Source organism: Aeribacillus sp. FSL W8-0870 (assembly GCF_037963755.1).
Lineage (GTDB): Bacteria > Bacillota > Bacilli > Bacillales > Aeribacillaceae > Aeribacillus > Aeribacillus composti.
Window position 1 is genome coordinate 1,194,779 of record NZ_CP150165.1, and the last position, 19,330, is coordinate 1,214,108.

17 protein-coding genes are annotated in these 19,330 nt (G+C 40.4%); 14 read left to right on the plus strand and 3 right to left on the minus strand.

Translation table 11 applies throughout. The features are described from left to right. Positions 1-231 precede the first annotated feature (231 nt). The gene (locus tag NSU02_RS05820; RefSeq protein WP_063387024.1) at positions 232-372 is read right to left on the minus strand and encodes a hypothetical protein; all 141 of its coding nucleotides are present in this window, start codon (positions 370-372) and stop codon (positions 232-234) included. A gap of 132 nt (positions 373-504) precedes the next feature. Continuing rightward, a complete protein-coding gene (locus NSU02_RS05825) occupies positions 505-1,314 on the minus strand; it encodes a Cof-type HAD-IIB family hydrolase (RefSeq protein WP_066248385.1) in 810 nt (269 codons plus the stop codon). A gap of 129 nt (positions 1,315-1,443) precedes the next feature. On the opposite strand from NSU02_RS05825, the gene NSU02_RS05830 reads away from it, so the two are divergent. From NSU02_RS05830 to clpB, 11 genes are all read left to right on the plus strand, one after another. Further along, complete coding sequence (locus NSU02_RS05830) at positions 1,444-2,193, plus strand: alpha/beta fold hydrolase (protein ID WP_066248429.1); 750 nt, start codon at positions 1,444-1,446, stop codon at positions 2,191-2,193. A gap of 66 nt (positions 2,194-2,259) precedes the next feature. After that, positions 2,260-2,568 (plus strand): metal-sulfur cluster assembly factor, encoded by a 309-nt coding sequence (locus tag NSU02_RS05835; protein ID WP_063387022.1) that lies wholly within the window; start codon positions 2,260-2,262, stop codon positions 2,566-2,568. A 328-nt stretch (positions 2,569-2,896) separates the two neighbouring features. Further along, positions 2,897-3,934 carry an N-acetyl-gamma-glutamyl-phosphate reductase gene (gene argC, locus NSU02_RS05840; RefSeq protein ID WP_339194713.1) on the plus strand — a complete coding sequence of 346 codons (1,038 nt, stop codon included), beginning with the start codon at positions 2,897-2,899 and terminating at the stop codon, positions 3,932-3,934. Between the two features lie 18 nt (positions 3,935-3,952). Further along, the gene (gene argJ / locus NSU02_RS05845) at positions 3,953-5,173 is read left to right on the plus strand and encodes a bifunctional ornithine acetyltransferase/N-acetylglutamate synthase (RefSeq protein WP_063387020.1); all 1,221 of its coding nucleotides are present in this window, start codon (positions 3,953-3,955) and stop codon (positions 5,171-5,173) included. Further along, on the plus strand, positions 5,136-5,948 hold the full coding sequence (argB, locus tag NSU02_RS05850; protein ID WP_339194715.1) for an acetylglutamate kinase: 813 nt from the start codon (positions 5,136-5,138) through the stop codon (positions 5,946-5,948). The genes argJ and argB overlap by 38 nt, the downstream gene beginning before the upstream one ends. Continuing rightward, a complete protein-coding gene (locus tag NSU02_RS05855) occupies positions 5,945-7,102 on the plus strand; it encodes an acetylornithine transaminase (RefSeq protein ID WP_339194717.1) in 1,158 nt (385 codons plus the stop codon). The genes argB and NSU02_RS05855 overlap by 4 nt, the downstream gene beginning before the upstream one ends. Positions 7,103-7,159: 57 nt before the next feature. Then, the gene (locus tag NSU02_RS05860) at positions 7,160-8,224 is read left to right on the plus strand and encodes a carbamoyl phosphate synthase small subunit (RefSeq protein ID WP_063387018.1); all 1,065 of its coding nucleotides are present in this window, start codon (positions 7,160-7,162) and stop codon (positions 8,222-8,224) included. Next, positions 8,217-11,294 carry a carbamoyl phosphate synthase large subunit gene (locus tag NSU02_RS05865; protein WP_144596630.1) on the plus strand — a complete coding sequence of 1,026 codons (3,078 nt, stop codon included), beginning with the start codon at positions 8,217-8,219 and terminating at the stop codon, positions 11,292-11,294. Before NSU02_RS05860 ends, NSU02_RS05865 begins: the two co-directional genes overlap by 8 nt. Next, the gene (gene argF / locus NSU02_RS05870) at positions 11,291-12,211 is read left to right on the plus strand and encodes an ornithine carbamoyltransferase (protein ID WP_066248375.1); all 921 of its coding nucleotides are present in this window, start codon (positions 11,291-11,293) and stop codon (positions 12,209-12,211) included. Before NSU02_RS05865 ends, argF begins: the two co-directional genes overlap by 4 nt. Positions 12,212-12,569: 358 nt before the next feature. Further along, complete coding sequence (locus NSU02_RS05875; RefSeq protein WP_063387015.1) at positions 12,570-12,749, plus strand: YjzC family protein; 180 nt, start codon at positions 12,570-12,572, stop codon at positions 12,747-12,749. 109 nt (positions 12,750-12,858) lie between these two features. Then, positions 12,859-15,498 carry an ATP-dependent chaperone ClpB gene (gene clpB / locus NSU02_RS05880; protein ID WP_094245340.1) on the plus strand — a complete coding sequence of 880 codons (2,640 nt, stop codon included), beginning with the start codon at positions 12,859-12,861 and terminating at the stop codon, positions 15,496-15,498. Between the two features lie 544 nt (positions 15,499-16,042). Here the strand turns inward: clpB and NSU02_RS05885 are convergent. Next, on the minus strand, positions 16,043-16,225 hold the full coding sequence (locus NSU02_RS05885) for a YjzD family protein (RefSeq protein ID WP_063387013.1): 183 nt from the start codon (positions 16,223-16,225) through the stop codon (positions 16,043-16,045). 146 nt (positions 16,226-16,371) lie between these two features. On the opposite strand from NSU02_RS05885, the gene NSU02_RS05890 reads away from it, so the two are divergent. The 3 genes from NSU02_RS05890 to NSU02_RS05900 all read left to right on the plus strand — a co-directional run bounded on the left by NSU02_RS05890 (position 16,372) and on the right by NSU02_RS05900 (position 19,322). Next, positions 16,372-17,109: a hypothetical protein gene (locus tag NSU02_RS05890; RefSeq protein WP_063387012.1), complete on the plus strand. Its 738-nt coding sequence runs from the start codon at positions 16,372-16,374 to the stop codon at positions 17,107-17,109. 139 nt (positions 17,110-17,248) lie between these two features. Next, positions 17,249-18,097, plus strand: coding sequence for a hypothetical protein (locus NSU02_RS05895; protein WP_339194721.1), 849 nt, complete (start codon positions 17,249-17,251; stop codon positions 18,095-18,097). 274 nt (positions 18,098-18,371) lie between these two features. Then, positions 18,372-19,322: a BMP family ABC transporter substrate-binding protein gene (locus NSU02_RS05900; protein ID WP_066248363.1), complete on the plus strand. Its 951-nt coding sequence runs from the start codon at positions 18,372-18,374 to the stop codon at positions 19,320-19,322. The last annotated feature ends 8 nt before the right edge of the window (positions 19,323-19,330 follow it).

Below are 19,330 nucleotides of genomic sequence, written 5' to 3' on the forward strand. Positions count from 1 at the left end.
TAAAAAAGAAGGACAAAAAAAGAAAAAATGGACGAAACAAGAGGAGCTCGTTTCGTCCATTTCATATTTATTCCTTGTTCAAAATGTGCCGTACAATCGGCATTCTGGATGGTGTTATGCCTGCTCGATTTTTTCTCGATGCAGATGCTGTACAAAGATTGGTCTGTTCAAATTCGATCTGTTCATTATAAAAACAGCCCTTAAAAGGATTCGAAAATGAACGGAAGGGCATTATCCTTCGAAGCTTGCTTCGTTATTGACTCTTGCTTCTGATTCGGCAAACGTCATACGGTATGGAAACTTTTCATCATGTTTTTTGACAGCACCTTTTCCTTGCTCAATGAATCGTTTCGATTTATTCCGTTTGCCCAAGTTTGAATCCCCCTTTTGATCATTGACGAAATGAGTTCGTCAATTATAGGGTATCCCTTTTTAAACATCTAAATCCTTGTCAATTGTTGTGAGGTGTAAAAAGATAATCGAACTTTTGGACTTTTGCAAAGATTAAAGGGACAGCAATTCCTTTAAAAATTTTGCAACTCCGTCTTCTTCATTTGTCAGCGTAATTTCATCAGCAATCTCTTTGAGCGGCTCAATTCCGTTTCCCATTGCAACGCCTAATCCCGCATATTCGATCATTTCCAAATCATTGTCTTCGTCGCCAAAAGCGATAATTTGCTCTCGAGGAATATTGTAAAATTCGGCGATTTTTTGCAATCCGACTGCTTTATTAATGCCTGCTCGGATAATTTCAATAACATGCCACGGGTGAGCCCAGCTTCTGTGGTCTACAACTTCCGCATGAACTTCATTTAAATAATGGCGAATCCGCTTGACATTTTCTTCGTCTGAATGGATTAACATGCTTGTGACATCGCGATTTAAAACAGCTTTTAAGTTGCCGATTTCAATTTTCGGATTTCCTATACTGAAAATATCCAACCATTGTTCATTATGGTAATGAAAATAAACATGATCAAGCACTTCTGCTAAAATGTTATGGACTTGATGCTGTTCGGCGATTTCTACAATCTCTTTTACAACAGATACATCAAGGGTTGTATGATGAAATCCCCAGGATTCATCCAGCGGATGATGGACAAAGGCTCCGTTAAAATTGACAATCGGGGTTTTTAAATTTAATTCTTCGTAATACATTTTGCTCGAGCGGAACGGCCTTCCTGTTGAAATGCATATGATATGCCCTTCTTCTTGTGCTTTTTGCAAAACATTTTTTGTAAAAGGAGAAATCGTTTTGTCATCTTTCAGCAATGTGCCGTCTAAATCCAATGCGATTAAATGTTTTTTGGCCATAATCTCTCCTCATTTTTTGTTTTTATTTAGTGTATCTTTTTTCCATCTTTTTTGTCCACATGTTAAACTAATTTTAGCAAAAAAATAATGAAAGGAGCATCCTAATTGAAGGTCATTGTTGAGCATACGATGGCGGACAATATCCCTGTACTGCATGTATGCAAAGAAGATTTTATAAAAGATGAGCTGCCGCTTGTTGTGTTTATCCATGGATTTACGAGCGCAAAAGAGCATAATTTGCACATTGCCTATCTTTTGGCGGAAAAAGGTTTACGAGTAGTATTGCCTGATGCGAAATTTCACGGAGAGAGGGATGAGAATCTTTCAGAGGCTGACTTAAATTTAAATTTTTGGAATATTGTTATCAGTTCTGTTAAAGAGCTCGAAAAAATAAAAAATTATTTTTTTGAAAAAGAATTGATTGACGGGAAAAATATAGGGGTAGCGGGAACTTCCATGGGCGGTGTTGCTACACTTGGAGCGCTCACTCAATATCCGTGGATCAAAGCTGCTGTCAGTTTAATGGGCAGCCCAAATTATCAGGAATTTTTCAAATATCTTGTGGACTCCTATCAAAAAGCAGGCTATACCTTTCCGTTGTCTGAAGAAGAAATTCAGCAGCAATTCGATGCGTTGTATGAGTATGATTTATCCGTACATAAAGAAGCGTTATGCAACCGCCCCCTTTTGTTTTGGCACGGGATGAAGGATCAAGTTGTACCATTCGCTCCTACTTATCAATTTTATGAAGAGATAAAGCCGTTGTATGCTGACAATCCGGAACATTTGGCATTTATTGCGGAAAAGGATGCAGGGCATAAGGTGTCTCGAAAAGGGGTGCTAGAAACGGTTGAATGGTTTGTACGGCATTTGAGGTAGAAAATTTTTAATGTGACATTAACTTCGATATAATGTAATTAACGAATATAAGAGGAGTGGATCGAAATGGATGAAGCGCTGAAGGAAAATATAATGGGTGCTCTTGAACAAGTTATTGACCCAGAACTCGGCATTGACATTGTCAATTTAGGATTAATATATGATTTGGAACTGAACGATGAAGGAGTCCTCAAAGTAACTATGACATTGACGGCAATGGGATGCCCCCTTGCTGGAACAATTGTTCAACAAGTAAAAGCTGCGCTTGACGGAATTCCGGAAATCAAAGATGTCGATGTCAACATCGTTTGGAATCCACCTTGGACGAAGGACCGCATGTCCAGATACGCAAAAATTGCCTTGGGTATTCAATAAAAACTTGTGCAGACTGGCGGAAAAGGCCAGTCTTTTTTTTATGCAAATGTTTTATCAATTTGGCTGCAAGTGTCATTATGTTTTTATTTTCGTCTTTATCGCTTCTTTTGTTTATCTCTCACCATAATGGAGCTTTTATCCCGAAACATAATTTGCATTTTTTCTTCAGCATGGCATATCCGGATAATTTGCAAGGGATTCCCTGCTCTCTACTACATTAAGAATCCTTGTTTTTGAACAGAAAAATTATAAATATACAATTGATTTTATTTTTATACAGTATTATAATGGTAACTAATTTAACGGAATGAATTGAAGGTGATTGAGGTTGAATATAGGAATTATCGGGGCAACAGGATATGGCGGTGTGGAACTTTATCGAATTTTAGCCAATCATCGGTATGTCGAAAACATTCATTTATATACATCTTCAGCAGAAAAAAAGAGCTATATTGACGAATATCCGCATTTATCCCATATAAAAGAAAATGAACTAAAACCGCTAGAGCCGGATCAAATAAAAGAAGAAAATGATGTTGTTTTTCTTGCGACGCCGTCGGGGATATCGGCTTCACTGACGCCGGAATTGCTTGACGATCAATTGAAAATCATCGACTTATCAGGCGATTTAAGGTTAAAAAACAGTGATGATTATGAAAAATGGTATAAAAAAGCACCAGCGCCTGAAATGCTTTTGCAGGAAGCGGTATACGGCTTGACAGAGCTGTATCGTGAGGATATTAAGAACGCTAAAATTTTGGCGAATCCTGGGTGCTATCCAACTGCAACCTTGCTTGGCCTAGCACCGCTTGTGCGGGGAAAAATCGTCAAAGAGAACTCGATCATTGTTGATGCAAAATCGGGTGTTTCAGGTGCAGGTCGAAACGCGTCGCTTGCTACAAGCTTTGTTGAAATACAAGATAATTTCAAAATTTATAAAGTACATCAGCATCAGCACATACCGGAAATTGAACAGGAGCTTCATAAGTGGGACGAGAAAGTCGGCTTCATTTCGTTCAGCACCCACTTAGTGCCGATGACAAGAGGGATTATGGCGACAATGTATATTGAATTATTAGAAGAATGGAATACTTCAAAATTAGTAGATTTATATGAATCGTTTTATAAACATTCACCATTTGTGAGAGTGCGTACAAACGGAACGTTCCCAAGCACAAAGGAAGTGTACGGCTCGAATTATTGTGATATCGGTCTTGCATTTGATCAAAGAACAAGTCGGTTGACAGTCGTATCTGTCATTGACAATTTGATGAAAGGCGCTGCAGGGCAGGCAGTGCAAAATTTCAACATTATGTCAGGATTCCAAGAAAATGAAGGACTAAACTTTTTGCCAGTATATCCATAACATCAAGGAGGACTTCTAGTGACAACCAAAATAAGAAAAATAGACAACGGTTCAATTACAACACCGAAAGGCTTTTATGCAGGCGGCTATGAAGCGCACATCCGCTACACTCATAAAAAAGACATCGGCATCATTTATAGTGACGTTTCAGCAACAGCTGCAGCTGTTTACACACAAAACGTTGTGCAAGCTGCCCCAATTTTTGTGACAAAAGAGAGCATTGCAAAGGAAAACAAAATTCAAGCGGTGATTGTCAACAGCGGCAACGCCAATGCCTGTACGGGCGAAAAAGGTTTAAGCGATGCATACGCAATGCGGAAATGGACGGCTGAAAAGCTTGGAATTGCAGATCATCTTGTGGCTGTCGCTTCAACAGGAGTAATTGGCGAATATTTAAACATGGAAAAAGTCCAAGAGGGGATCAACAATATTGAATATGAACGTTCATCAGCAGGAGCCAAAAGCTTTGCCGAGGCTATTTTGACAACAGATACGTGTGAAAAGACTGCCTGCTATCAATTTGAAATCGAGGGAAAACAGGTGACCATCGGCGGAGCAGCAAAAGGATCGGGGATGATTCATCCCAACATGGCGACAATGCTCGGGTTTTTGACGACAGATGCGAATATCGATGAAAAATCGCTGCAGCAAGCTTTCCGAGAAGTTATCGATGAAACGTTTAATCAAATAACCGTTGACGGCGATACATCAACAAATGATATGGTGCTTGTTTTAGCAAACGGAAAAGCTGAACACTCAATGCTGACGGAAGAGCATCCAGATTGGCCTGTTTTTAAAGAGGCGTTGAGAAAAGTAAGCGAAGATTTAGCAAAGCAAATTGCCAGAGACGGTGAAGGTGCGACAAAATTGATTGAAGTTTCTGTTAATGGGGCTAAATCAAAGCAGGAAGCGAACATCATTGCCAAGACGATTGTCGGATCCTCCCTCGTCAAAACTGCAATATATGGAAAAGATGCGAACTGGGGAAGAATCTTGTGCGCCGCCGGCTACAGCGGAGCGGAATTCGATCCGAATCAAATGGAAGTGTATCTCGGCCATATCTTATTATTTAAAAACGGATTGCCAGTTTCATTTTCGGAACAAGAAGCGATCCAATATTTGGATCAGGAAATCGTAGAAATCAAGGTAATGTTAAATAATGGTGAAGCACAAGGAAAAGCATGGGGATGTGATTTAACATATGAGTATGTCAAAATCAATGCAAGTTACCGGACATGATAAACCGATTGTTGTCATTAAGCTTGGCGGCAGCATGCTGGAACAGCTGTCAGAAAGCTTTTTAGACAGCATAAAAGAACTGTTAACTACGAAACGGGTCATTATCGTCCACGGTGGAGGACCGGACATTAACAATATGTTGACAAAATTAAATGTAAAAAGCGAGTTTTACAACGGCATGCGTAAAACGACAAAAGAAGTGCTTGAAATTGCAGAAATGGTTCTTTCAGGAAAAATTAACAAACAGCTTACGGCTCTGTTGACACAAAAAAATGTGAAAGCGATCGGTCTTTCAGGCACTGATGGTCAGCTAATTGTCTCGTCATTTTTAGATGAAGAAAATCTTGGCTTTGTCGGCAAAGTCGAGCAGATTAATGATGAACTATTGCGTTCGCTGCTAATTCTTGACTATGTTCCAGTCATTGCCCCGATCAGCATAACGGCGGATGGGCAAAAATTAAATATCAACGCAGATCTGGCTGCTAGTGCAATTGCTGAAAAAATAAATGCGGAACAGCTGCTGTTTGTGACGAATGTTCCGGGAATTTTACATGACGGCAAGCTTATTGAAGAAGCGACGGAAACGATGATCGAAAAACTCATTGAACAGAAGGTTATTTACGGCGGGATGATTCCGAAAGTACAGGCGGCTTTAGATGCGCTTTCTGATCAGCTTGAGCATGTGATGATTGTGAGCGGCAACGACCGTATTTTTAAGGAAGGGAAAATGATCGGGACGAAAATTACGAAAAAACGAGAGGTCGTGGTCAAATGAGTTATTTATTTCCAACCTATGCGAAGTGGGATGTGGAGATTGAAAAAGCAGAAGGAAGCTATGCATATGATGCAAACGGAAAAAAATATTTAGATTTTATTTCCGGAATTGCTGTATGCAACCTGGGTCATTGTCCGAAGCAAGTGGCGGATGCCATCACTGAACAGCTGCAAAAGGTATGGCATACTTCTAATCTTTTTCATATCCCCCTTCAGGAAGAGGTTGCCAAGCAATTGGTGGAGCATTCAAGCGGAGATGCCGTATTTTTTGCGAACAGCGGCGCCGAAGCGAATGAAGCCGCCATTAAACTGGCTAGAAAACATACCGGCAAACATAAAATCATTACATTTTACCAGTCTTTTCACGGCAGAACATTTGCGACTATGACGGCTACTGCTCAAGAAAAAGTACATAAAGGGTTCGGTCCTCTCATTCCTACGTTCGAATATCTTCCTTACAATGATGCAGCTGCGGTGAAAAACATTCATGATGAGGATATAGCTGCTTTTATGCTGGAAGTGGTTCAGGGCGAGGGAGGAGTTATTCCTGCAACGAAGGAATTTTTACAGGCGGTAGAAGAAAAGTGCAGGGAGATCGGCGCATTATTCATCGTCGATGAGGTGCAAACTGGAATCGGACGCACCGGAAAAGCATTCGGCTACCAGCATTACGGCATTTCTCCGGATATTATCACTGTCGCCAAAGGATTGGGAAGCGGATTTCCTGTCGGAGCCATGATCGGAAAACAAGAATTGATCGAAAGTTTTTCACCGGGAACACACGGTTCAACGTTCGGCGGGAATTATTTGGCTATGGCAGCTGCGAAAGCAACTTTGGAAACTGTTTTTCAGCCAAGCTTTTTGCAAAGCGTTCAGGAAAAAGGTCAGCGGCTGTTCGAAGGTCTATCAGAACTCTTGAGAGATGTGCCTACTGTAAAAAAAGTGCGGGGTAAAGGATTGCTGCTTGGAATTGAGCTGGATATTGAGGTCAATAAAGTGCTTGCTTCTTTAAGAGAAGAAGGACTTCTAGCACTTTCAGCTGGATCCAATGTGTTACGGCTTCTTCCTCCGCTCACTGTTTCGAATGAAGAAATTGATTTAGGACTGGGCATTATTGCTTCTGTTTTGAAAAAAGAAAAAATCTTCTCTTCCTAAAAGAGGAGAATTTTCTTGCAAATTGTTGTATAAATATACATCAAAGAGGTGTTCAATATGCAAGGTTATCTTGTATTAGAAGATGGAACAGTTTTTGAAGGCAAGATGGATGAAATCGTGTCTCCTGTTAAAGGGGAACTCGTTTTTTATACAGGAATGACAGGATATCAAGAGGTGTTGACAGATCCTTCCTACAAAGATCAAATCGTCGTTTTTACGTATCCGCTTATTGGCAATTACGGCATCAATGATCAAGATTTTGAAAGCAAAAAGCCGCAGGTGAAAGGGGTCATCCTTTTTCAGCTGACTGAACACTATTCCCATTATAAAGCGAACCGTTCATTAAAAGACTATTTACAAAAATGGAATATTCCTTATTTAACAAATGTTGACACGAGAGCTGTTGTCAAACAAATCCGATCAAAAGGGACATTGCATGCGGTCATTTCAAAAGACAAACAATACGACTCTCAGGATAAGCTCTCCGATTTTCCGATTCGCGACGTTTCTGCAAGCGAAATCGAAACGTTTGGCAATGGTGCGACACACATTGCGCTAATTGATTTTGGATTTAAAAAATCGATTTTGAATTCTTTGCTGAAAAGAGGCTGTAAAGTTTCAGTCGTTCCGTTTCATCAAATGGAAAAAGTGTTTGAAATCAAGCCGCATGGCATCGTGCTGTCGAACGGACCGGGCGATCCAAAGCAAATGAAAAATTATTTTTCAACATTAAACCAATTGATGAAGCAATATCCGACGCTCGGGATTTGTTTAGGGAATCAGCTGATTGCCCTGTCGTTTGGCGGGAATACAACAAAGCTCAGATTCGGGCACCGCGGAGCAAACCATCCGGTAATTGATCAAAAAACAGGAAACGTATTTATTACATCACAAAACCACAGCTATGTGGTGGATAAAAAAAGCTTGGAAAAAACACCTCTTAAATTGCGATATACAAATGTCAATGACGGCTCAGTTGAAGGGCTTGAGCATGAAAAATTGAAAGTCATGTCTGTTCAATTTCATCCGGAAGCCCATCCAGGACCGGAAGATGCTAGTTTTATTTTTGATGAATTTTTAGACACATATGTAGCAGCAGGGAGAGAAAAAGTCTATGCCTAAAGATACATCATTAAACAAAATACTAGTGATCGGTTCAGGTCCGATCATTATCGGCCAAGCGGCGGAATTTGACTATTCTGGGACACAGGGATGCTTGGCGTTAAAAGAAGAAGGATTTGAAGTTGTACTTGTTAACAACAATCCTGCAACGATTATGACCGATACGAAAATTGCCGATGCGGTCTATTCAGAGCCGCTTACGGTGGAAAGCATTGAAAAAATAATTGCAAAAGAACGTCCAGACGGCCTTTTGGCAACATTGGGGGGGCAGACGGCTTTAAATCTAGCTGTGGAGCTTGATCAGGCAGGGATTTTGCAAAAATACGGCTTGAAACTGCTCGGAACCTCGATCGAATCGATTCAAAAAGGGGAGGACCGGGAGCTATTTCGAAAGCTGATGATTGATTTGAACGAGCCGATCCCGGAAAGCAAAATTGTGGAGGATGTTCCGTCCGCCCTTCAATTTGCTGATGAAATTGGTTTTCCGATTATCATTCGTCCGGCTTATACGCTTGGCGGCAAAGGCGGAGGCATCGCCTACAACCGAGAAGAGTTTATTTCCATTGTCACAAATGGACTTAAAATGAGCCCAATCAATCAAGTGCTTGTGGAAAGAAGCATTGCCGGATTTAAGGAAATCGAATATGAAGTGATGCGCGATGCAAAAGGTACTTGTATTACCGTCTGCAATATGGAAAACATTGATCCAGTCGGAATTCATACCGGGGATTCGATCGTTGTTGCTCCATCTCAAACATTAACAGATGAAGAATATCAAATGCTCCGGCAGGCGGCTTTGAAAATTATCGATGCATTAAAGGTAGTCGGGGGCTGCAACATTCAGTTTGCACTTGACCCTGAAAGCAAGCAATATTACGTGATTGAGGTCAACCCTAGGGTAAGTCGCTCTTCCGCACTTGCTTCGAAAGCGACCGGTTACCCAATTGCCAGAATGGCTGCAAAGCTAGCTGTTGGCTACTCATTAGCAGAGCTGAAGAACCCGTTAACGATGTCGACATATGCCAGCTTTGAACCTGCACTTGACTATGTAGTTGTCAAATTTCCGCGCTGGCCATTTGATAAATTTACAAAAGCAGATCGGAAGCTTGGAACAAAGATGAAAGCAACCGGCGAAGTGATGGCGATCGAACGGACGATGGAAGCCGCTCTGCAAAAAGCTGCGGAATCGTTGGAATTAAATAATATCGGCATTTATTTGCCTAAGCTTGTGAAAGAAGATACGTCAGCTCTTATTAACCGCCTCCAGCATGCAGATGATGAACGCTTTTTCATCTTAATGGAGCTGTTAAGAAGAGGAGTTTCCATAGATGAGCTTCACAGCCAGACAAAAATTGACTATTATTTCTTGCATGTTTTCAACCATCTAATTGAACTTGAAGGAAAAGCGAAAAAAGAAAAGCTGTCTCCAAGCCTTTTAAAAGAACTGAAATTTTTCGGCTTTTCCGACCGTTCGATTTCATATTGGCAAAAGACAGAAGAAAAAGAAATCCGAAAGCTCCGCAAAGAGTGGGGGATTAAAGCCATATTCAAAATGGTTGATACATGTGCCGCAGAATTTGAAGCGAGAACAAATTATTTCTATTCTACGTACGTTTTCGGTGAAAACGAAGCTGTCTCCACAAGAGGAAAGAAGAAGGCGCTTGTCATTGGTTCCGGCCCGATTCGCATCGGACAGGGAGTTGAGTTTGACTACAGTGCTGTTCACTGCATTCAAACATTGCAAAAGCTTGGATATGACGCGATCATGATCAACAATAATCCTGAGACGGTCAGCACTGATTATGAAACAGCGGATCGATTATATTTTGAGCCGTTAACAGTAGAACATATATTAAATGTTGTTGAAAATGAAAACATTGACGTAACGCTCGTCCAATTTGGCGGCCAGACGGCGATCAACTTAGCGGAGAAGCTTGAAAAAGCAGGCGTGAAGCTGCTTGGTACAACTTCTGAGCTTCTGGACATATTGGAGGATCGAGAAAGATTTTATCAGCTATTAGACGAAACGAATATCCCGCACATTCAAGGAGCAATGGCACATACAAAAGAGGAGGCGATATCGGAAGCGAAAAAGCTGCGGTATCCGATCCTGTTAAGACCTTCATATGTTATTGGCGGAAAAGGCATGGTGAAGGTAAAAAATCAAGAAGAGCTGCTTTCGTTAGTGGAGCAGACGGACGAAAATCATTTTCCTCTTCTTTTAGATGAATTCCTTTTTGGTCAGGAAGCGGAGGTTGATTTAATAGCTGACGGGAAAAATGTGTTTATTCCGGGATTTATGGAGCATATCGAGCCCGCTGGTGTTCATTCTGGCGATAGTTATGCGATTTTTCCAGCTGTGTCGTTGTCAAAAGAAATAAAAGAAAAAATGACCGACTATGCGGAAAGAATGGTTCAACATTTGCAATATAAAGGCATTATGAACATTCAATTTTTAATTGATGGTCAGGACGTTTATGTGCTGGAAGTGAATCCGCGTGCGAGCCGGACTGTGCCGATCGTCAGCAAAGTTGCCGGAGTGCCGTTAGTAGATCTTGCGACAACCATTTTAACCGGAAAAATGTTAACTGACTTACATCCTCAAATAGCAGCCCATGAATATGTGGCTATTAAATATCCGGTATTTTCAACGCACGCCCATTCAGATGTCGATATGAAACTAGGTCCGGAAATGAAATCGACGGGCGAAGGAATGTGTGTCGGCAAATCTGTGGAGGAAGCGATGCGGAAGGTATTCGATCATTTATTTCCAATTCATTCGGACGGTATTTTTGTGGATGGAGATAAGAAAGATGATGTACTCGATTATATAAAACCGGTAACGGATAATTTTGAAAGTTGGCTTGAGAAAAAAGAAGCGGTGCTTTATTATAATCCGGAAGAAAACGATCAGGCAAAGGCAAGACGACAAAAAGCGCTTGAACGAGGAATTATGGTATTGACGGAAGAAGCATCATTTCAGGCATTTTTAAGTGCACTAACAGTTAGCAAATACACGCCTATTTCTTTACATGAACTGTCAGATAAAGGAGTCGAAATGAGTTTATGAGCACACTTAAAGGTCGTAACGTTTTAAAGCTGCTTGATTTTACATCAGAAGAAATTCAATATTTGCTCGAGGAAGCATTGAAATTAAAGCAAAATCCGCTATCAAACGTCCTTCATGGGAAAACGCTGGCGATGATTTTCGAAAAATCATCCACTAGAACTCGTGTCTCCTTTGAAGTAGGAATGCTGCAATTAGGGGGACATGCGCTTGCCCTTTCTTCAAAAGAGCTTCAGCTCGGGCGCGGTGAGACAATCGCTGATACAGCGAGAGTATTGTCGCGATATGTGGATGCCATTCTTCTCCGCACAACTGACCACAATCGGGTCAAAGAGCTTGCCGAATATGCAACTGTCCCTGTCATCAATGGTTTGTGCGACTTGTACCATCCTTGCCAAGCGTTAGCTGATTTATTGACAATTTATGAGCTGAAAGGCAAATTTTCAGGCGTAAAAGTCGTTTATGTTGGCGACGGCAACAATGTAGCCCACTCCCTTATGGTTGGCTGCGCAAAAGTTGGCGCTCATTTTACGATCGCAGCCCCAGAAGGCTATGAGCCAAATGAAAGCATTTTGAAACAGGCGAAAGAAATTGCTGGCGAAACGGGCGGGAAAGTCGAATTAATTCATAATCCAGACGAAGCGGTTCAGGATGCTGATATTATTTATACGGACGTTTGGGTCAGCATGGGACAGGAAGAAGAAACAGAAGCAAGAATGAAAGCATTTAAACCGTTTCAAGTAAATCAATCCTTGCTGGCAAAAGCAAAACGAGATGCAAGCTTCCTTCACTGCCTGCCGGCTGCGCGCGGTTTGGAAGTGACAGATGAAGTGATGGACGGAAGCCAATCAGCGGTATTTTTGCAGGCCGAAAACCGCCTTCATGCGCAAAAAGCAATTTTAAAAGAAATTATGGCTTAACAAGATCTTTCGTTGATAAAGCAGGATGATCTCCTGCTTTTTTCTTTTGAAACCGGGGCGAAAGGTTTTACTCTACTGCATATATATCCAGACAAAAAAGAACGACAGGTGAGACGATTTTAGGAATAATTGTAAATAATGATTCTCGCAGAAACAGTAAAAAGAGCTTTTGATCCAGCATTCGGTGCTTGAACGCTTAAACGATTTTTTCAGAAGGATGCCATATGAAGTGAGTTCGATTTTGGGCGTTGAGTAAAGTTTCGAAGTACATCACATAATGAAAATTATCAAAGGTGTTTCTGTCTATACATGAAAAATCTTCTGATAGCCAACAATAATGTCCAAGGAGGGATGATTCATGGGTCAAAATCGTCAATTCAGGCCTGGTCAAAAAGCACCTAACAACGGAATCTACATCGAAGTCGGCGAGACCGGATCGATGGTGGTCGATCCCAAAAAGGTTGAACTCAAAGCAGGAGATCGATTCCCCGAAACATCCAACCATAATCGGGTTTGGACCTATAAGCGCAAGCCGTAATATTTCGAACAACGCTAAGCCATTCGGAAAACGAATGGCTTTACTTGATTTATAAAGAAGTTATAATAAAATTAAAGGTCAAAAAAAGTCAAAATAGGGGCGTTTCGGTATGGATGTAAATCAATTCACGGAGAAGCTGCAAAAAGGTCTGGTAGAAGCTCAAAAAATCGCAAAAGAACATGAACATCAAGAAGTGGATGAATTTCATATTTTACTTGCTTTTCTGCGGCAGTCTGACGGGATTTTTCCAAGAATTTTAGAAAAACTTAAATGTCCTGTACAACAAATTGAGTCAGCGATCAACGAGTATTTACAAAAAAAGCCGAAAATATCTGTTCACGGAAACGGTGAGGTAAATATTTATATTTCCCGTACTCTTTCAGAAGCTTTTGCAAAAGCGGACGAAATAAGGAAAGATTTTCAAGATGATTATTTATCAGTTGAACATATTATATTGGCATTTTCCGAATCGAGCTCAAAAGAAGTGAGAGAGCTTTTTCAGCAATATCACTTAACAAAAGCTGCCATATTGAAAGTGTTAAAGGAAATAAGGGGGAATGCTCGGGTGACATCACCTAATCCAGAAAGCACTTATGAAGTATTGGAGAAATACGGCCGTGATTTAGTTAAAGAGGTGAAAGAAGGAAAAATTGACCCTGTCATTGGCCGTGATCAAGAAATTCGGCGCGTGATCCGAATTTTATCAAGAAAAACGAAAAACAACCCGGTGTTAATCGGTGAACCAGGGGTTGGAAAAACAGCGATCGTGGAAGGATTAGCCCATCGGATTGTACGAAAAGATGTACCGGAGGGATTAAAAGATAAAACAATATTTGCTTTAGATATGAGCTCGCTCATTGCGGGAGCCAAGTTTCGCGGAGAATTTGAAGAAAGATTAAAAGCTGTTTTGCAAGAAATTAAAAAGAGCGATGGACGGATTATTTTATTTATTGATGAATTGCACACAATAGTCGGGGCCGGCAAAACAGAAGGAGCGATGGATGCCGGCAACATGTTAAAGCCGATGCTTGCGAGAGGTGAGCTGCACTGCATAGGAGCAACGACACTTGATGAACATCGCAAGTATATTGAAAAAGATCCGGCGCTTGAGCGGCGTTTTCAACAGGTGCTTGTGAGCGAACCGTCTGTGGAAGACACGATTTCTATTTTACGAGGACTAAAAGAACGGTTTGAAATCCATCATGGAGTCAAAATTCATGATTCGGCGATTGTAGCTGCGAGTGAGCTCTCGCACCGCTATATTACAGAACGCTTCCTGCCTGATAAAGCGATTGATTTAATCGATGAAGCATGCGCGATGATCCGCACGGAAATAGATTCAATGCCGACAGAACTTGATGAAGTGACGAGAAGGATTATGCAGCTTGAAATTGAAGAGGCTGCATTGAAAAAAGAAACGGATGACATCAGCCGAATCAGATTGGAAGAGTTGCAAAAGGAACTTGCAAATTTAAAAGAGAAAGCAAATGAAATGAAGGCGAAATGGCAGCTTGAAGTCGAAGGTATTCAACAGCTTAGAAGCTTGAGGGAAGAGCTGGAAAAAGCACGCAGAGATTTAGCTGATGCTGAAAATGAATACGATTTAAACAAAGCGGCTGAGCTGCGCCATGGAAAAATTCCGGCGCTGGAAAAACAAATCAAACAGCTGGAAGAAGAAATGAAGCAGAAAGAGGAAAACAAGATGCTTCGCGAGGAAGTAACAGAAGAGGAAATTGCCGGTATTGTGTCAAGATGGACTGGCATTCCGGTAGCAAAGCTTGTACAAGGGGAAAGAGAAAAGCTTCTGAAGCTTGAACAAATATTAAAAGAAAGGGTCATCGGGCAAGACGATGCAGTTGAATTAGTATCGGATGCAGTTTTGCGTGCGCGGGCAGGCATAAAAGATCCGAACAGGCCGATCGGCTCCTTCCTCTTTTTAGGTCCGACAGGGGTCGGAAAAACGGAGCTGGCGAAAGCATTGGCAGAAGCGCTTTTTGACAGCGAGGACGAAATAGTCCGCATTGATATGTCGGAGTATATGGAAAAACATTCTGTCTCAAGGCTGATCGGCGCACCTCCGGGTTATGTCGGATATGAAGAAGGAGGACAGCTGACGGAAAAAGTTCGGAGACATCCGTACTCGGTTATATTACTGGACGAAATCGAAAAGGCTCACCCAGAAGTGTTTAACATATTGCTGCAAATGCTTGATGACGGCAGGGTGACCGATTCGAAAGGAAGAACAGTTGATTTTAAAAATACAGTGATCATTATGACATCCAACATCGGTTCTCAGCATTTGCTCTCCGGTTTAAATGATGAGGGGGAAATAACAGACGAAGCGAAAAAGAAAGTTCTTGATGAGCTTTCCATGCATTTCCGGCCAGAATTTTTAAACCGGATTGATGACACGATCCTGTTCAAGCCTTTAACAATGAACGAAGTAAAAGGAATAGTAGAAAAACTTTTAAAAGAGCTTCAAGCGCGCCTATCCCATAAACAACTTACACTAAAGATTACAGATGAAGCGAAGGAATTCATTGCAAAAAGAGGATTTGATCCTGTATTTGGCGCACGGCCGCTGAAACGGTTTATTCAAAAGCATGTAGAGACAAAACTTGCGAAAGCGGTTATTGCTGGAACCGTTCATGATCGTGACCAAGTTCTGTTAGGGGTAGAAAATGAAGAAATTGTTATAAAAACGGATTTGCATGCTCATGAGAAGAGCGGAGCAGCAAAATTAGAATAGCTATAAATGGATATTAAAACCCTTCTCAATCGAGGAGGGGTCTTTTTTTGTGCGGACCATGTAGACATAGGAAACTGTGTTCTGGCGGCGGGGAATCTGATTCGGAGACTAAAAACAGGGCGAGATTCCTATCAGGCTAGTTTCATGGGGAGTTTGCACAACTAAGCAAAGCCTAATTCTGCCTAAAAGACTAGAAAACTATAATTGGTAAAGCGTAGTGATTTATAAGTTTTTTCCGCCAATCTTAGTTGTGCTGACGTATACGTAACAGCTTCATGTAAATTTGCTAGGCTGAAATCTTAAATATACTGACGTATAGTTAACTGGTAAGGGTCTGTCCAAAGACAAATCTCCATTGAAAACAAAAAATCACAGGGGATGTCTTAAGCCCAAAAATGACTTACTTAGACTATCCCCTTTTTTTTTTGAATTTGTCTATATTATGACGTAACAAGTGAGGCTTCGCCGATAGCAGCAGGCATCTAATCGCTGATTTTCGTTTTAAATAAAAAGAAATTGGCAATTCGCCAATTTCAACAAATTCTTAATGCTCTTCTGAAGGTTCAGCCGGAATTAACTCCCCAATTATAAAGAGAAGTACGGTAAAAACAACAGAGATTATAATTGCTGTTGAAAAATGGAATGCAGAGCCTGTCATGGAAGAAACAACATAGCTGGCCATGTTGACAAGCAAAAACGTCCAAAAAAATGTTGCGAAATATCTCATTATCTTCACCTCGTTTATTCCTGTCTTTACTTATATTATCATACAACATTTTTCATGAAAACGGTTGTTTCGCGATTTTTTTGCGAGCCTTTTTGACATTTCGTACATACATTATAAAAGGTCATCGATGGAAAGGTGGTGGGCAAATGGAAGGTGTTTCGGAAAGATTTTTTCAAATTGAAAACGAGTGGAATGTCATTCATCTTCCGGAAAAGCCGAACGGATTCGGCATCTTGATCATTGGCGATCGAACCCATTTTGTTGAAAATGGTTCAAGCTACTGGTTGGAGCATTACGGGCGGCGTCAGCTGATCAATACGTTAAAAAGCTGCGGATATACATTGTTTCATTCCAATCTTTACGGACGCCATTGGGGCAGCCCTCACGCCGTTTTGTTGGCAAAACAGCTTTATCATCTTGTCATGAAACAAGAAATTTTAAATAAAAAAATCCATATACTGTCTGAAGGTATAGGAGCACTCGTTGCGCTGCAGTTGATGGAAGAGATGCCAAATTCCATCCGTTCATCGGTGATGATCAATCCTTGTTTGGACATAAAAGCCCAAATAGCGGAAGAGAAAAAGAATAAATTTTTTTACAAACAAATGATAAAAGAACTATCAAAAGCTTACCAATTAGATGAAAAAGCTGTCACCCATTATCCCTTTGTCCGTATACAAGACTTTGTATCAAAAATACCTGTAGGCATCTGGCAGAAAATGAACGGGGGAAGCTATTCCTATAAAATTCATGGAAAAAAATATGAGGAATGGAGAAAGCAGCTGAAAGCTCCAATTCAATTCACATTTTATTTCCAGGAAAATATAAATCGGATCCATGATATGATAAGAAGTTTTTACAAAGAGCATGAAAGAATCTTATAGAAATGGAATTGAGGACTGGGCGAAAATGCTCAATAAGTGAGCAGGCTGCCCCCTTTTTGTTTGAAAAGGGCATTGGACTAATCTTTTCTTTTTTCGCATACGATACAATAATAGTTTTTTCATAAAGGAGGTTTTCAAAATGTCAACTGCCTTAAAGCAGTGTAAACATATTTTAATTGTTGGGGTTCATCAATTTGAAGGCTTTCATATATGTTCAAAACTGGTAGAGGAAGGATTACTAGTCGATGGAGTGGTAATCGTTCCTAAAAATCCGTTGCAAAAAAAAATATGCGAAGAAGAAATGATGTGGCTCGGGCGGAACGCACATTTTCATTTATTGGAAGAAGACAGCTGGATAGAGGATGCTTCCAAAAAGCAATATGATTTGATTTATTATTGTCAAACAGATCATCAACCGATAGACGATGAAGCTGAAAAACACCGATTGGAAAAAACGGTCGAAATCGCATCCCTCAAGCAGACTCCGATTATTTTTATATTTTCTCTTGAAGGAGAAAATCCGCTGGAATATAGGGATGAAGAAATTGACAGCTGGATGCAGCAAATAGGACAAAAATGGACTTTCCCTTATTTATTTGTTTATCTTCCGACCGTTTTCGGACCTTGGCAGCCGCTAGGCCATTGGATTTCGAACAGTTTGTTGGAATGTACAGGCATCAGCCGTTCCAAGACGAATGCGAATGAAAAAATTGTCATTCACGACATTCTTCATATTGATGAAATAGTTCCGGTGTTAACAGAATTTGACGAAGATTTGTTTGCGAAAAAAACAATTTACTTGATTTCCGACGACAAAGAGCGCATCAAGAAGGTGATGAGCTTTTTTGACATTTTTCATTACATTTACAAGCCTATATCGAAAAGCGAACATCATTTAGTTGTTCCAAAGACGGTCGAAAACATTGAAAAGAGTTTGCAAGAATTAAAAGATTTTTTCCTGCAAAATACACGCAGACTTTATACCTAAATATAAAATTTCTTTACTTCATTGACGGCGTATAGCAAAATAAAAGAGGAATGAAGTGAAACGTGAAAATTTTAGTACTAAATATACATCGTGTTAAAGAGGAAGCTTCCTAGAGAAACGCCTCATAAGCTATATTTCGTGACAATCAAATTGACCGTAAATTCAAAAGATCGTTTTGAACTTAGCTGAGATCGATATGTAATCATTTCGATTATTGAGAAACCTCACCATTTCAATGATGATGCAGTTCACTGGTTTAAAGGAGTTGCTTGGTATGTATAAAAAAATGTTTGTGATCATTTTTATTTTATTATTTCTCGTTGGCTGCGGACAAGCATCAGAAAAAGGAAAACTGAAAAAGGTGGGTTTGCTCGTTCCTGAAACGATTAATGATCAAGTTTGGGGGACAAAAGGGTATAAAGGGCTGTTAAAAATTCAGTCTGAGCTGAATGTAGATGTTTTTTATAAAGAAGGAATGAATTCCGAAGCGGCGGTGAGGGAGGCGGTCGAAGAATTTCACGGAAAGGGAGTTAATTTAATTATCGGGCACGGTCACGAATATGAGGGTTTTTTTAGAGATTTGCTGGATCAATATCCAGATATTCATTTCGTTTTTTTTAATGGTGATGCAAAAGGCCCGAATGCCACAAGTTTAAATTTTGAGGCGCATGCCATGGGCTTTTTCGCAGGAATGGTGGCAGCACATATGACAAAAACAAACGAAATCGGAATTATTGCCGCTTTTGAGTGGCAGCCTGAAGTGGAGGGGTTTTATCAAGGGGCGCAATTTGAAAATCCAAACGTAACCATTCACATTGAATATGTCCAAGGGTTTGATCATGTTGACTTGGCGCTTGAGAAGCTCGATAAGCTTGTCGCAGAAAATGTAGATGTTGTTTATCCGGCAGGCGACAGATACAACGTGCCAGTGATCGAAAAAGTGAAGGAAAAAGGAATATATTCAATTGGCTTTGTTTCAGATCAAAGTGATTTGGGCGAACAAATGGTTTTAACAAGCACAGTACAGCATGTGGATGAGTTGTATTTATTAGTCGCAAAAAAATTTATAAAAGGCGAACTGGAAAGCGGGAATTTATATTTTGATTTTCAAGATGGTGTGATTGATTTAGGGAAGTTCAGCCCTCTAGTAGATAAAGAATTTAAAAATAAAGTTTTAAAATATGTGGAAGAATATAAGAAAACAGGGAAATTGCCTAACGAATAATGCTATGG